The 14,213-nt window shown below is 62.9% G+C and carries 11 protein-coding genes and 1 riboswitch; of the genes, 5 read left to right on the top strand and 6 right to left on the bottom strand.

Translation table 11 applies throughout. The features are described 5' to 3' along the window. Nucleotides 1-13 precede the first annotated feature (13 nt). Both V4T21_RS02415 and serA read left to right on the top strand, forming a co-directional pair. Nucleotides 14-1,204 carry a phosphoserine transaminase gene (locus tag V4T21_RS02415; protein WP_332712506.1) on the top strand — a complete coding sequence of 397 codons (1,191 nt, stop codon included), beginning with the start codon at nucleotides 14-16 and terminating at the stop codon, nucleotides 1,202-1,204. Nucleotides 1,205-1,267: 63 nt separating this feature from the next. Further along, the gene (gene serA, locus V4T21_RS02420) at nucleotides 1,268-2,857 is read left to right on the top strand and encodes a phosphoglycerate dehydrogenase (RefSeq protein ID WP_332712509.1); all 1,590 of its coding nucleotides are present in this window, start codon (nucleotides 1,268-1,270) and stop codon (nucleotides 2,855-2,857) included. 46 nt (nucleotides 2,858-2,903) lie between these two features. On the opposite strand, the gene V4T21_RS02425 is transcribed toward serA, so the two are convergent. Further along, nucleotides 2,904-3,878, bottom strand: coding sequence for a DMT family transporter (locus V4T21_RS02425; protein WP_332712512.1), 975 nt, complete (start codon nucleotides 3,876-3,878; stop codon nucleotides 2,904-2,906). Nucleotides 3,879-4,008: 130 nt separating this feature from the next. Here V4T21_RS02425 and V4T21_RS02430 point away from each other — a divergent pair, with 130 nt between their 5' ends. Next, nucleotides 4,009-5,298 (top strand): adenylosuccinate synthase, encoded by a 1,290-nt coding sequence (locus V4T21_RS02430; protein WP_332712515.1) that lies wholly within the window; start codon nucleotides 4,009-4,011, stop codon nucleotides 5,296-5,298. 59 nt (nucleotides 5,299-5,357) lie between these two features. Further along, nucleotides 5,358-7,544 carry a hypothetical protein gene (locus V4T21_RS02435; protein WP_332712517.1) on the top strand — a complete coding sequence of 729 codons (2,187 nt, stop codon included), beginning with the start codon at nucleotides 5,358-5,360 and terminating at the stop codon, nucleotides 7,542-7,544. Nucleotides 7,545-7,550: 6 nt separating this feature from the next. On the opposite strand, the gene V4T21_RS02440 is transcribed toward V4T21_RS02435, so the two are convergent. Genes V4T21_RS02440 through thiB form a run of 3 tightly spaced genes read right to left on the bottom strand, consistent with a single transcriptional unit; the run spans nucleotide 7,551 to nucleotide 10,780 of the window. Continuing rightward, nucleotides 7,551-8,183, bottom strand: a complete 633-nt coding sequence (locus V4T21_RS02440) for a thiamine ABC transporter ATP-binding protein (protein ID WP_332712520.1) — start codon at nucleotides 8,181-8,183, stop codon at nucleotides 7,551-7,553. Beyond that, complete coding sequence (locus tag V4T21_RS02445) at nucleotides 8,170-9,768, bottom strand: ABC transporter permease family protein (protein WP_332712523.1); 1,599 nt, start codon at nucleotides 9,766-9,768, stop codon at nucleotides 8,170-8,172. The genes V4T21_RS02440 and V4T21_RS02445 overlap by 14 nt, the downstream gene beginning before the upstream one ends. Before the next feature lie 4 nt (nucleotides 9,769-9,772). Beyond that, a complete protein-coding gene (thiB, locus tag V4T21_RS02450) occupies nucleotides 9,773-10,780 on the bottom strand; it encodes a thiamine ABC transporter substrate binding subunit (RefSeq protein ID WP_332712526.1) in 1,008 nt (335 codons plus the stop codon). Between the two features lie 92 nt (nucleotides 10,781-10,872). Then, a riboswitch (TPP riboswitch) is annotated at nucleotides 10,873-10,971 on the bottom strand. A gap of 32 nt (nucleotides 10,972-11,003) precedes the next feature. On the opposite strand from thiB, the gene V4T21_RS02455 reads away from it, so the two are divergent. Beyond that, complete coding sequence (locus V4T21_RS02455) at nucleotides 11,004-11,666, top strand: thiamine diphosphokinase (protein WP_332712529.1); 663 nt, start codon at nucleotides 11,004-11,006, stop codon at nucleotides 11,664-11,666. Between the two features lie 117 nt (nucleotides 11,667-11,783). Here V4T21_RS02455 and V4T21_RS02460 read toward each other — a convergent pair whose 3' ends face one another. Beyond that, nucleotides 11,784-13,076, bottom strand: a complete 1,293-nt coding sequence (locus V4T21_RS02460; RefSeq protein ID WP_332712532.1) for a hemolysin family protein — start codon at nucleotides 13,074-13,076, stop codon at nucleotides 11,784-11,786. 87 nt (nucleotides 13,077-13,163) lie between these two features. Next, nucleotides 13,164-14,042: an RNA polymerase sigma factor RpoH gene (gene rpoH, locus V4T21_RS02465; protein WP_332712535.1), complete on the bottom strand. Its 879-nt coding sequence runs from the start codon at nucleotides 14,040-14,042 to the stop codon at nucleotides 13,164-13,166. Nucleotides 14,043-14,213 lie beyond the last annotated feature (171 nt).

Here is a 14,213-nt window from a genome sequence, read left to right on the forward strand (position 1 = left end):
AGGATGGAGCAACATGACAGATATTTCTGCCGCCACGACCGTGGCGAAGCCGGATGTGCGTCCGGAAAATCCCAATTTCTCTTCAGGTCCTTGCGCGAAGCGTCCCGGGTGGACGGTGGAAGCGCTTTCCGGTGCGCTGGTCGGACGGTCCCACAGGGCCAAGCCGGCCAAGGCCCGCATTCAGCGCGCTATCGAATTGACGCGCGAGCTGCTTGAAGTGCCCGAAGATTATCTCATCGGAATCGTGCCGGCGTCCGATACGGGTGCCGTGGAAATGGCGCTCTGGGGCATGTTGGGTGCTCGCGGGGTCGACATGCTGACCTGGGAATCGTTCGGGGCCGGCTGGGTCACCGACGTTCAGAAGCAACTCAAGCTCGACGATGTGCGCGTGCACAAGGCCGAATATGGCGAGCTGCCCGATCTCACCCAGGTCGATTTCACCCGCGACGTGGTGTTCACCTGGAACGGCACGACTTCGGGCGTCCGCGTGCCCAATGGCGACTGGATCCCCGCCGACCGCGAGGGACTGACGATCTGCGACGCCACCTCGGCCGCGTTCGCGCAGGATATGGATTTCTCCAAGCTCGATGTGGTGACCTTCTCCTGGCAGAAGGCGCTGGGTGGGGAAGCCGCGCATGGCATCCTGATCCTGTCGCCCCGTGCTGTCGAACGGCTGGAAACCTTTACCCCTGCCAATCGGCCGCTGCCGAAAATCTTCCGCCTCACCAAGGGCGGCAAGCTGATGGCCGACGTCTTTGAAGGCGCGACGATCAACACGGTTTCGATGATCTGCATCGAGGACGCCGTCGATGCCATGGAATGGGGTCTCGAAGTCGGTGGACTCAAGGCGCTGCAGCGCCGCGCCGACGCCAATGAGAAGGCGATTGCCGACTGGGTTGCCAGGACCGATTGGGTCGATTTCCTCGCCGCCGATCCGGCGGTGCGGTCCAACACTTCGGTGTGTCTCAAGATCGTCGATCCGGAAGTGACCGCGCTGTCCGATGAGGCGCAGGCCAAGCTTGCCAAGGCTGTGGTCTCGCGTCTCGACAAGGAAGGCGTCGCCTATGATATCGGCGGCTATCGCGATGCGCCGACCGGCTTCCGCATCTGGTGCGGGTCGACGGTCGAGACGGCCGATCTCGAAAAGCTCGTGCCGTGGCTCGATTGGGCGTTTGCCGAGGAAAAAGCGGCGGCGCTGGCCTGATTTCGCGTGCGCGCCGGACGGGCGCGCCGCTTCCCCACAGTTTCAGATTTGATGGAGGGCGCAATGCCCAAGGTACTCGTATCGGACAAGATCAGCCCGGCGGCGATCGAGATTTTCAAGGCAAACGGGGTCGAGGTCGATTACCTCCCCGATGTCGGCAAGGACAAGGACAAGCTGGCCGAAATCATCGGTCAGTATGACGGACTGGCCATTCGCTCGGCGACCAAGGTGACCGACAAGATTTTGGCCAGCGCCAACAACCTCAAGGTGATCGGCCGGGCCGGCATCGGGGTCGACAACGTCGATATCCCGGCGGCGACGGCCAAGGGCGTGATCGTCATGAACACCCCGTTCGGCAATTCGATCACCACGGCCGAGCACGCCATTTCGCTGATGCTGGCGCTGGCGCGGCAGATTCCGGAAGCCGATGCCTCCACGCGCGCCTCGAAGTGGGAAAAGAACCGCTTCATGGGCGTCGAAGTCACCAACAAGACGCTGGGGCTGATCGGGGCAGGCAATATCGGCTCGATCGTCGCCGATCGCGCGCAGGGGCTCAAGATGAAGGTCCTGGCCTATGATCCGTTCCTGACCCCCGAACGCGCCGTCGATCTGGGCGTCGAAAAGGTCGAGCTGGACGAGCTGCTGGCCAAGGCCGATTTCATCACGCTCCACACGCCGCTGATCGATGCGACGCGCAACATCATCAATGCCGACGCCTTCGCCAAGATGAAGGACGGGGTCCGCATCATCAACTGCGCGCGCGGCGGGCTGATCGATGAGGCGGCTCTGAAAGAGGCTTTGGAATCGGGCAAGGTCGCTGGCGCGGCGCTGGACGTTTTCCTGGAAGAACCGGCCAAGGAGAACCCACTGTTCGGCGTGCCGAATGTCATCTGCACCCCGCATCTGGGTGCGTCGACCACCGAAGCCCAGGAGAATGTGGCGTTGCAGGTGGCCGAGCAGATTTCGGCGTATCTGATGACCGGCGAGATCACCAACGCACTCAACTTCCCCTCGATTTCGGCGGAAGAAGCGCCCCGGCTCACCCCGTTCGTCAAGCTCGCAGAGTTCCTGGGTTCATTCGCGGGCCAGCTCACCGAAACGGCGATCAAGGAAATCCGCATCGAGTTCGAGGGCGACGTGGCCGCGCTCAACACCAAGCCGATGGTTGCCGCCGGGCTCAACGGCGTGCTCAAGCCGCTCCTCGGCGACGTCAACATGGTTTCCGCACCGGCCCAGGCCAAGGAACGCGGCATTGCGGTGGAAACCACGACGCGCGAGCAGGTCGGTGCCTATGACAACCTCATTCGCCTGACCGTCGTCACCGAGCGCCAGGAGCGCAGTGTGGCCGGCACCGTTTACGGCTCCAAGGCGCCGCGTATCGTCGAGATCAAGGGCATCACGCTTGAGGCGGAACTGACGCCGGCCATGCTCTATATCACTAATGAGGACAAGCCGGGCTTCATCGGTCGTCTGGGCACGCTTCTGGGCCAGCTGGGCATCAACATCGCCAACTTCAACCTGGGCCGCGTGGAGCAGGGCAAGGACGCGATCGCGCTGGTTTCGATCGACAGCAATCTAAGCGACGAGCAACTGGCCGATATCGCTGGGCTCGAAGGCGTGGTGCAGGCCAAGCGGCTGGCCTTTAACGTCTGACCGAGCCACTGAAATCGAAAAGGCCGGCAGCGACGCCGGCCTTTTTTCATTGCGGTTTCAATATCTGCTTGAGGTTGCGCCGCGCCGCGTATTCGGCAAGGCCGATGCCGGCGATGATGAAAGCAGCGGCGATGAGGTGGAACGTCTCAAGCCGTTCGCCCAGCATCAGCACCGCGAGCAGCGCCCCGAACACCGGGATCAAATTGATGAACAGGCTGCCGCGATTGGGACCGATCAGCTCGACCCCCTGGGCATAGGTCATCTGGGCGACGATCGAGGGGAGAAGCGCGACATAAGCCACGACCATCCAGCCACGCGGGCTCATCGAAACGGTGGCATCGACAAGGCCGGAGAGGCCTGACGAAAACAGCGATTGATAGACAAGGGCCGATAGGGCGGCAAAAAAGCTGGTGGTGGCGATGAAGGTCACCCAGCCGATCTTCGGCTTGTAGCGCAGCATCAGCGAATGGAGCGCATAGAGCAGCGAAGCGGCCAGCATCAGCGCGTCGCCCAGATTGACGTCGAGCCCGATCAGGCGGGCCGGGGAGCCGTGGGTGGCGACGTGGACGACGCCGTAAATGGTGAGGGCCACGCCCACGATGTGGAGCGCTGAGGCCCGGACGCGGAAGATCAGGAAATTGCCCACCATCACCAGAACCGGGATGGCGGCCTGGATCATGGCGACATTGACGGCGGCGGTAAAATTGGTCGCGCCATAGAGCAGGGCGTTGAAGCTGGTGAAACCGATGACGCCGTAAAAGGCCAGCCATCCCATGCCACGCCGGATTTCCGGCCATTCGGTACGCAGCGAGCGCCAGGCGAAGGGAAGGATGACGAGGAAGGCCACGATCCAGCGCAGAGCCGAAAGCTCGAACGGATCGAGTTCGCCGATGGCATATTTGCCCGCAATGATATTGGCGCCCCAGAACAGCGCCGAGAGCGTGAGCAGCAGGTAAGGCTGGTTCATTACGCGTGCGAAGCGATCGGTCGCAGGCTGAACGGGCTGGGTGGTCTTTGTCATAACGGGCCTTGTGCTTTATAGAGCCCGGACTTATCAGCGTTTCAGCCCTTGGCGAAGACCAAAAGTACCATGGGCTCTCTCCGGCCATCTGCCGGCGGAAAGACGGACACGAAAAGGAAAGCTAAGCGCAATGGCGAATGTTGTGGTGGTCGGCTCGCAATGGGGCGACGAGGGCAAGGGCAAGATCGTTGACTGGCTTTCCGAGCGCGCCGATGTGGTGGTGCGCTATCAGGGCGGCCACAACGCCGGCCATACGCTAGTGATCGACGGGGTGAGCTACAAGCTTTCGCTGCTGCCCTCGGGACTGGTGCGCGGCAAGTTTTCGGTGATCGGTAATGGCGTGGTGATCGATCCGCATCATTTCGTGAGCGAAATCGAAAAGCTCACGGCCCAGGGCGTTTCGATCACGCCCGATGTGCTGCGCATCGCGGAAAACGCGCCGTTGATCCTCTCGCTGCACCGCGAGCTCGACGCGTTGCGCGAGGATTCCAATTCCGGGCTCAAGATCGGCACGACGCGGCGCGGCATCGGGCCGGCCTATGAGGACAAAGTGGGGCGCCGGGCGATCCGGGTGTGCGACCTGTCCGAGCCCGAGACGCTGATGGACAAGATCGAGCGGCTTTTGACGCATCACAACGCCCTGCGGCGCGGCATTGGCGCCGAGGAGATTTCTGCCGACGCGATCCACGACGAACTGCTGGCGGTAGCCGACAAGATCTTGCCGTTCATGGACAGGGTATGGGAACTGCTCGACGAGCGGCGCAAGAGGGGCGAGCGTATCCTGTTCGAAGGGGCGCAGGGCGCGCTGCTCGACAATGACCATGGGACGTATCCGTTCGTCACCTCTTCGAACACGGTTGCAGGGCAGGCGGCTCCGGGTTCGGGGCTCGGGCCTACGGCGGTCGATTATGTATTGGGGATCACCAAGGCCTATACGACGCGCGTGGGCGAGGGACCGTTCCCGACCGAGCAGGACAATGAGGTCGGCCAGTTCCTGGGCGAGCGCGGGCACGAGTTCGGGACGGTCACGGGACGCAAGCGGCGTTGCGGTTGGTTCGACGCGGTGATCGTGCGCCAGACGGTGCGCACCTCGGGCATCCACGGGATCGCGCTGACCAAGCTCGACGTGCTCGATGGCATGGACGAGATCAAGGTCTGCGTCGGCTATGAGCTGGACGGCCAGCGGATCGACCATCTGCCTGCCTCAATGGGAGCACAAAGTCGAGTCAAGCCGATTTACGAAACGCTGGAAGGCTGGAAGGAAACGACCGCAGGCGCGCGGAGCTGGGCGGAACTGCCCGCTCAAGCCATCAAATATGTCCGGCGCGTCGAAGAGTTGATCGGGGCGACCGTGGCGCTATTGTCCACCAGCCCGGAACGCGAAGACACGATTTTGGTCCAGGACCCGTTTCAAGATTGAATTTTATTGTTTAGAAACAATTTGGTTTGACGACGGCAGAAAGTGACGTTGAGTAGATAATGGCCGATTATCGCGAACTCTTGCGCAAGGCGATCGATGCCCTGCCGGAAAATACCGGGGCCAATCGCCGGGCGGTCTATGAGAAGGCGCGCAGTGCCCTCGTTGCGCAATTGCGTGCAATCGAGCCGCCGCTGCCAGCCCGCGAAATCACCACTCACCGCCTCAATCTCGAAGACTGTATCCGCGAAGTCGAGCACGAAGCGACCGAGAAGCTTCTCGGCCGCTTTCGCGCCGTCGAGAACGAGCCGGAGCCCGAGCCTCAACCCGAACCCCTGATCGAAGAAGAGAGCGGGCCTGTCGACGACCTCCCGGTCGAGGAAACCTACGCGGAAGTCGAGCCGTATAGCGACGAGCCTGAAATTTCCGGGGAGCAAGCCGAGCCTGACGATTTCGAAGCTCCGCCGGCAGAAAATTTCGAGCCCGAGATCGAGCAAAGCGAGCCGCGTTTCGACGATGGCGAGCCCGAGCCCATCGAACCCGAGCCGATCTGGCCACGCGAGGACGACAGCGAGAGCGTAGCGGACGAAGACGACAGGTTCGACCACACCCGCAGCACGCCGCTTTTTACCGAACCGCTGGAAGAAGAGCCCGTCGAGGAGGAACCCGACGCGCCAGAACCCGAGCCCGAGACGCGCGAATCCTATGGCGGGGGCTCGATCGAAGATATCATCGCATCGGCTGAACGTGCGGCGAAGAGCGAGCCGGTTCAGGAACCGGAAGAGCCTGAAGAGCAGGCTCAGGACGACGATCGCGTCATTCCCTTTCTGTCGCATGTCGAGCACACGTCCTTCGAACCCCAACAGGACAGTTCGAGCGAAAAGCATTTCATTCTTTCGGAAGCCGACGCAGAGCCACGCAGCACGGTTTCGCTGGTCGATCTCCATGGCCGGCCTTTGGGTGGCGAGGGAGCGAAAGCCACCGAACCCGAAGCGGCGATGTCGAGCGTGCGCGAGGTCGACCTTGAGCCCGGCATTATCGCGCGGCCGGAAATTTCCGATGCGCAGGTCGCCATAGACCGGGCGATCGCTGCGCTGGACCGCGAAGCGCGCGGAGATACCGGAGAGGCGCTCGAGGCCGAGGCCGAGCCGGCCGAGGAAACGGCTGCTGCCGGCGAAGCGGGCGAAGAGCGCCCCAAACGATCCAGCGGGTTCGGGGCCTTTACGATTTTTCTCGTGATTTCGGTGCTGCTTCTGGGCGGCGGCGGGGTTGCCGGCTATTGGGCGTGGCGCGAGGGTTATATCGACCTCAACGCGCTGTTCGCACAGGGCGAAACGCAGCCGACCACCGAGGTTGGGGAGGCGGAAACGCCCGAACCCATTGGCGAGGAAACGCCGGAGCAGAACCCGGCCAACAACACCACCCCCGAAGTGCCCGCCGCCAGTGGCGAGGTCAGCGGATCGCCGATGCCAGGGGAAAATCTTCCCTTTACCGAAACCGAAACACCCACCACCGAGCAGGCCGAACCCGAAGCTACGTTCGAGGATCGCCTGCCGGCCGAAGCCGAAACGCCCATCGAACCGGACGCCGAAATGCTCGAAGAGCCCGGCATCGCGCTTTCGGCCGAGGGCGCGCAATCGCTGCTGCTCGAGGAGCAGACGGGTGGTTCGACGGGCGCGGTGCCCTATTCGGGTAGCGTTGAATGGTCGCGCGGCACCGATGAACTCGGCCACCCGACGATCATCGCCGAGGCATCCATTCCGGCGCGCAATCTCGAAGTCGGCGTGCTGCTGCGCCGCAATGCCGACGCCAATCTGCCGGCCAGCCATCTGATGGAAGTCAATTTCACGGTGGCCGAGAGCTTTATCGGTGGATCGATCGCCAATCTGCCGGGCGTGTTGCTCAAGAACGAAGAGCTGGTGCAGGGGCAGCCGCTGACGGGGGCTTCGGCCCGCATCGTGGGTAATTCGTTCCTTTTCGCGCTCTCTAGCGCCAGCGATATCGACGTCGATAACAATATCGAGCTCCTGACCGAACGGGACTGGATGGATTTGGCCATGGTCTACGGCACGGGCCGGCGCGCCATCCTCACGCTGGAAAAGGGCGAGGACGGCGAGGCGATCTTCCAGGACGTGCTGGCTGCCTGGGCCGCGCTCGATGCGGAAGCGGCGGCCGAAACCCCGGCGGAGGACGAGGTGGCACCTGTCAACGATGCTTCGGAAGCCGCCGAAGGCGCTACTGACGCGTAGGGGCGATCAGGCTGGAACAGTGCTGCCGTTTTCCATGCGATAGACGCGCTCTGCCAGCGCTTTGACGTCTTCGGCTTGGTGCGAGACGAAGATGGCATGCCAGCCGTTCTCGCGGACCAGCCGGGCCACCAGATCGCGGATGGGGCCTAGGGTCTGTTGATCGAGGCCGGTGAAGGGTTCATCGAGCAGCAAGACCGGCCTGTTGCGCAGCAGCGTGCGGGCGAGCGCGACGCGCTGCTTCTGGCCGCCCGAGAGTTGGGCTGCGCGACGATCCGCCAATCCACCCAGATCCATGCGTTCGAGTGCTTCGATCACACTGCTGTCGTCGGCGCGGGCACGGCTGCCCAGGCCCAGGGCGACGTTGGCGCCGGCGGAAAGATGGTCGAACACATTGTCGGATTGAAAGAGGATGGAGACCGGCCGTTGCTCGGGCAATCGGCCGAGGATCGAAGCTCCGTCGAGGCGGATATCGCCGGAGGCGGGTTGGAGGAAACCGGCGATAAGGTCGAAAAGGGTCGATTTGCCCGCCCCTGAAGGGCCTATCAGCCCCACGATTTCGCCGGGCGCGACGGTCATATCGAACGAGAAACCGGTTTGTGCGCCCGGATAGCGAAAGGTGATCTGATCAATCTCGAGCATTGGTCAACCGGTCCAGCAGCTTGGGAATGAGGATAAAGGCCGAAACCGACAACAGCAAAAGGATGGCCGCGATCGCCTCGGCATCATTGGTGCGGTAGGCGCCGAAGGCGCGGTACATCAGCCAGGGGAGGGTTGAAAATTCCGAGGTTCCGAACAGCGAGATGACGCCGAGATCGCCCAGTGAGAAGACGAAGGCGATGGCGAGAGCGTAACCTATGGGGCGACCGATCAAGGGCCATTCGATGCGGCGCCACTGGGCGAAAGATGACAGCCCGAGCGAGCGGATGAGGCGGTGGTGCCGCAGCGCCAGCGCTTCGAGCGGCGGCGCGAGAGTGGTGAAAACGAAGGGCAGCGCAAGCAGCGCATTGGCCAGAACGAGGACCAGCGGCGCGACCGTTGTTGGAGAAAGGCCGGTCAGCCGGGCGAGGAGGAAAAAGCCCAGCGAGAGCACCACGGCGGGCACGGCGAGGTAAGCAAAGACCGGGAAGCCCAGGAGGGCACGTCCGGCAGTTGCGCGCGGTTGCAGCGCGCGGGCCATGCCCAGCGCAATGCCCAGGCCCACCGAAACCAGTGCGCTGGCCGTGCCAATGGCGAGGCTGGTGGCGGTTGCCTGCCAGAACGATGCCTGGATGAGAATGGACCCGATGGCGGCGAACCCTTCGCCCAGCACGGCGGCGAGGGGCGCGAGGAAGCCCGCGACGAGGAGGATGAGGAGGAACGCCTGCAGGACTGAGAGCCAGCGCGTTTCAGGCCAGTGGAAATTGGTGCGCTGACCAAACATCGCGGCGGTTGGCGCGAGAGTGGTTGCCGGAATGACGATGGCGGCGCTGACGAGAAGTTGGACGAGGGCGAGGTGGACAGCAGCGCCGAGGTCGAAATCGAGACGGACCGCTTCGTAGATGGCGACTTCCAGCGTCTGGTTGGCGGGGCCGCCGCCCAAGGTCAGAACGATGGGAAAGCTCGTGAAGCACAGGAGGAATATGGTTGCCGAAATGCCTGGGATCGACGCGGCGAGGGCCGGGGCGTCGATGATTGCGAGGCGCTGGAGCGGCCCGAGGCCCAAGCTGCGTGCCAGCTTGAGCTTTTCGGGCGGGATCGCGGCCAGCCGATCGATGAAAATGCGGGCCGAAAAGGCTCCGTTGAGGACCACATGGGCCGCGACGATGCCCCAGAGGCCGAAGATCGATGAGCCCGTTTCAAGCCCGAAAGGGGCAAGCAGGGTGTTGATCCAGCCATTCCGGCCCCAGATGGCGAGAAGGCCCGAGACGATCACCAGCGAAGGCATGACGAGCGCCGTGGACAACAGCCCGATGACGAAGCCGCGCCCGGGAAAATGCAGGCGGTCGAGCGTCCATGCCAGCACCAGCCCGGCAAGGATCGAAAGGGCTGTGGAAAGGCCGGCCTGAATGGCCGACATGGTGAGCAGATGGCGGATGTCGGGCGCGTTCGACCCGGTGCCGGGAAAGCGCTGTCCGGCGACGGAAAGCGCGATCAGCAGGGCAGCGATGAGGATGGCAATCGCGATTGCCACCGAAGCGCCGGCGAGACGGCGGCCGGGACGCCAATTGCCTGCGATCCCGGCCATGGGGTTACCTCAGGGTCGAAAAGGCTTCGTCGATCCAGGCGCGTGTGTTGGCCGTCACCTCACCGGCATCGAGCAGCAGCGCGGGGTCGGGATCGATCATTTCGGCAAAGCCGGGGTTGAGGCCGCCGGCGGGTTCGAGCACCGGGTACATCCAGTTGGTCTCGGGTAGGGTGGCTTGTGCCTCGCAGGTGACGAGATAGGCGAGGAATTGGCGCGCCAATTCCTGGTCGGGGCTAGAGGCAAGGATGCCGGCCACTTCGATCTGGGTGTAATGCCCCTCGCTGAACCGCGCCGCCTTGTAGCGGTCCTCGTCTTCGGCGATGACGTGATAGGCGGGCGAGGTCGTGTAGGAAAGGACCATATCGGCTTCGCCGGCCAGAAACAGATCGTAGGATTCCGACCAGCCGGTGGTGACGGTCAGGATGTGGGGCGCGAGGCCTTCCCAGATTTCGTGCGCGCGATCGCCATAGGCGGCCTTGATCCAGAGGATGAGACCGAGGCCCGGCGTGGAAGAGCGCGGGTCCTGGATCACGATCTTGAAATCGTCGGGAAGCGCGATCAGCTCTTCGAAGCTGGTGGGCGGGGTCGGTTGGGTTTCGGCATCATAGACGAAGGCGAAATAGCCGTAGTCGACGGGCACAAAAATCTCATCGGTCCAATCGAGCGGTAGCTCGAACTGAGGCAGATCGATCCCGTGTTCGGCGAAAAGCCCGGTGGCCTTGCCTTCACCGATCGTCGCGGTATCGAGCCCGAGGACGATGTCGGCCTCGGTGGTTTCGCCTTCGAGCTGCACGCGTCGCAGCGCGGAAATCGAATCCTCGGCAGAGACGAACTCAAGCGTGCAGCCGCATTGCGCCTCGAACCCTTCAGCGAGGGCCGGGCCGGGCCCCCAATCGGCGGCGAAGGCATCGTAGGTATAGACGGTGAGGGTGGGATTGTCCTGGGCGAGTGCAGGGAGCGCGAGGGCTCCCAGCACAACCGCACACAGGCTTGTCTTGATCGGATGGATCATGGATATCAACTCCATTCGCGCAAAATGCGCCAAGCCGTGGTTGCGGTCACAAATGGACGAGGGGAAAGGTGAGCCAATGGCGGGCGCGAACGCCCTTGCCATCTCGAACTTCCTCCGCCAGCATGACCTGGTTCAGGTTCTATGGGTTTTTCTCAGCCTGTCCTTTCGGATGGGCACCCCAGCGAGACGAGGCGACACTATAGGCGTGCAGGGTCCAGTGCAAGTGAGCCGAGCAGGGAAGACCCTGCAGTTCGATGGCATGTTGCTGATCGTTGGGGCAGGGGAAGTCGAGCCAGAAATGCTTCGGCATCTGGCCGCGCGGGCGAGTGGAATCGTGGGGGCGGACCGAGGGGGCGACATCCTTATGGCGGCGAAGCTGGTGCCCGATGCGGTGATCGGGGACATGGATTCGGTGGCCGACCGGGAGCGGTTTCCCGAGCGCACGCAGATCGTCGCGCTGCCCGAGCAGGAAACAACCGATTTCGAAAAGTGCCTTTATTCCACAGAGGCGCCGGTGACGGTGGCCCTGGGAATGACTGGGGGGCGGTTCGACCATACGCTGGCGGCGCTGCATGCGGTGGCCCGGTATGCGGGCGAACGGCGGATCATCCTCGTCGATGGGCACGATCTGGCGATCGGGGTGGCCGGATCGATCTCGCTCGACGTGGGTGCGGGGGAGCGGGTTTCGATCTATCCGCTCGGGCGTACGCGTTTTGCGCGCTCGCAGGGTCTATTCTATCCGCTCGACGGGCTGGACATGGCGCAGGGCAAGGCGATCGGGACCTCGAACCTTGCCACAGAGGACCGGATCGTGATCGAGGCAGAGTCGGAGCAGGACCCGTGGCTGCTGATTCTGGATCGCAATCTGCTCGATGGGGTGCTGTAAGCCCGCTTGGCTGGTGGCTGCGGAAAGGCTGATACTGGACCCCGGGAATAAATCCCGGGGTGACAATTTTGTGGGTGGAACACTGCTTTGCCCCTACTCAGGGCAGAGCGCCTATCCTTAAGCTTCGGCTTCCGATGCGATAGGGGTGGCCAGCACCTTGTCGACGCGGCGGCCGTCCATATCGACGATTTCGAGACGCCAGCCGTCGGTTTCCAGCGTTTCGCCGGTGGTGGGCAGGTGCTGAAGGTTCTCGATGACGAAGCCGGCGAGCGTTTGGTAGTCACGCTTTTCAGGCAGCAGCAGGCCGAGACGGTCCGAGAGGTCGTCGGCGGTGAGGCTGCCGGCCAGGAGCCAGGACCCATCCTCGCGCTGTACGGCCTCGTCGGCTTCGCCTTCCTCGAGATCGGAACGGAATACGCCGGCGATGGCTTCGAGCAGGTCCGAAGGCGTTACCAGCCCTTCGAAATGGCCGTATTCGTCAAGGACGAGCGCGAGCGGGAAATCGGCGCGCCGGAGAATGTCGAGCACGTCGAGGGCGCCCATGGTGTCGGGAACCACCTGCGGCTTGCGCAACAGGCGCCGCAGGCCGGCATGATCCTCGGGCTGGGTCGCGAGATAGTCGCGCATGACCAGAACGCCGATGATGTTGTCGGTCTCCCCGCTCGAAACGGGAATGCGCGAATGCCGGATTTCGGCCAGTTCGGACCGGATGGTCTGGAAATCGTCGTCGAGGTTGATCATCTCCACATCGGTGCGCGGGGTCATGATGCCACGGGCCCGGCGGTCTGAGAGGCGCAACACGCCGGCGATCATGCGCTTTTCGTCGCGCTCGATGACACCGGTTTCGGCCGCTTCGGCGACGATCGACTTGATCTCTTCCTCGGTGACCTGGTCCTCGTTGGATTCGCTCATGCCCAGAAGGCGGAAAATCAGCCGCGTGGAGGCATCGAGCGCCCAGACGACCGGTGCGGCGACGCGCGACAGGATGGTCATGGGGCGTGCGATGATGCAGGCCACGCGCTCGGGATTGCGCAGCGCGAACTGCTTGGGCACCAACTCGCCCACGACCACCGAGAGATAGGTGATGATGACGACGATGCCGCCGAAACCAACCGCCGACGCCGCGCTTGCGGGAAGGCCGCGATCGGCCAGGAAATCGGCCAGTGCTCCACCGAGCGTCGCCCCGGAAAAGGCGCCGGCAACAATGCCGATCAGGGTAATGCCAATCTGGACTGTGGAGAGGAAACGGCCGGGATCTTCGGCCAGTTTGATGGCGGCATTGGCGCCGTTTTGACCGCGCTCGGCCATGGAGCGCAGCAGGGGTCTGCTGGAAGAGACGACGGCAAGTTCGGACATGGCGAACACGCCGTTGAGCAGGATCAGGCCCGCGACGATAGCTATTTCTATCATTTTGAACGAACAGGCTGGAGGGCCGGTCCGATTTTATCCTTCAGTTGATTTCAGGAAGCGGCACAATGAGGCCTTGGGCAGGCCGCGTCAATGCGCGGCCTGCGCCCTTGCAGCTTCCTTTACCGCATCCTGAACCTTTTCGAAGGCGCGGACCTCAATCTGGCGGATACGCTCGCGGCTGACTTCGTATTCCTGCGCCAGTTCCTCGAGGGTCGAAGGGTTTTCCTGAAGGCGCCTGGCCCTGAAGATGGCCCGTTCGCGGTCATTGAGCACTTCCATGGCGCCTTCGAGAAGGCCCATGCGCTCGTCGAATTCCTGGCTTTCGCCGAGAATTTCTTCCTGATCGGGCACATCATCGATCAGCCAATCCTGCCATTGGCTGGAGCCTTCGTCGGCGCGCATGGGCGCGTTGAGCGAGGCGTCGCCGGTCAGGCGTTGGTTCATGGAGACGACGTCGTTTTCCGAAACGTTGAGCGTGGTCGCGATCTGCTTGATTTGGTCGGGGTGGAGGTTGCCGTCGTCGAGCGCGGCGATCTGCCCCTTGAGGCGACGCAGATTGAAGAACAGACGCTTCTGGGCAGCAGTCGTGCCGATCTTGACCAACGACCAGGAGCGCAAGACATATTCCTGGATCGATGCCCTGATCCACCACATGGCATAGGTGGCAAGACGGAAGCCCTTGTCGGGCTCGAAGCGCTTGACTGCCTGCATGAGGCCGACATTGCCTTCCGAGATCACCTCGGAAATGGGCAGGCCATAGCCACGATAGCCCATGGCGATCTTGGCCACGAGCCGCAGGTGGGACGTGATGAGCTTCTGGGCCGCTTCGGGATCGGCATGCTCCTTGTACCGCTTGGCGAGCATGAATTCCTCGTCAGGGTGGAGCATCGGAAATTTGCGGATTTCCTGAAGGTAGCGGTTAAGACCGCTTTCCGAACTCAGGACAGGTAGATTGGACTGGGCCATATTTGCACCCCCTCTTATTCACCCCCGGATAAGCCCGGCGGGCCTTGGTCTGCATCGACGCCCATTTCGGCACGCGCGCAGACACGTTAGAGTGAATATAGGTCGCAATTGGACGATTACATCCCCGCCTCACGAATTTTTGCCATTCGCAAGGTGCATAGGTCTCGCCGG

The organism is Pelagibacterium mangrovi, assembly GCF_036662815.1.
Lineage (GTDB): Bacteria > Pseudomonadota > Alphaproteobacteria > Rhizobiales > Devosiaceae > Pelagibacterium > Pelagibacterium mangrovi.

Bases quoted from the DNA above. Each gene is read 5' to 3' on its own strand.
- serA (WP_332712509.1), top strand. From the start codon at position 1,268: ATGCCCAAGGTACTCGTATCGGACAAGATCAGCCCGGCGGCGATCGAG.
- V4T21_RS02415 (WP_332712506.1), top strand. From the start codon at position 14: ATGACAGATATTTCTGCCGCCACGACCGTGGCGAAGCCGGATGTGCGT.
- V4T21_RS02440 (WP_332712520.1), bottom strand. From the start codon at position 8,183: ATGCTCGAGATTGATCAGATCACCTTTCGCTATCCGGGCGCACAAACC.
- V4T21_RS02435 (WP_332712517.1), top strand. From the start codon at position 5,358: ATGGCCGATTATCGCGAACTCTTGCGCAAGGCGATCGATGCCCTGCCG.
- V4T21_RS02445 (WP_332712523.1), bottom strand. From the start codon at position 9,768: ATGGCCGGGATCGCAGGCAATTGGCGTCCCGGCCGCCGTCTCGCCGGC.
- V4T21_RS02425 (WP_332712512.1), bottom strand. From the start codon at position 3,878: ATGACAAAGACCACCCAGCCCGTTCAGCCTGCGACCGATCGCTTCGCA.
- V4T21_RS02430 (WP_332712515.1), top strand. From the start codon at position 4,009: ATGGCGAATGTTGTGGTGGTCGGCTCGCAATGGGGCGACGAGGGCAAG.
- thiB (WP_332712526.1), bottom strand. From the start codon at position 10,780: ATGATCCATCCGATCAAGACAAGCCTGTGTGCGGTTGTGCTGGGAGCC.
- V4T21_RS02460 (WP_332712532.1), bottom strand. From the start codon at position 13,076: ATGATAGAAATAGCTATCGTCGCGGGCCTGATCCTGCTCAACGGCGTG.
- rpoH (WP_332712535.1), bottom strand. From the start codon at position 14,042: ATGGCCCAGTCCAATCTACCTGTCCTGAGTTCGGAAAGCGGTCTTAAC.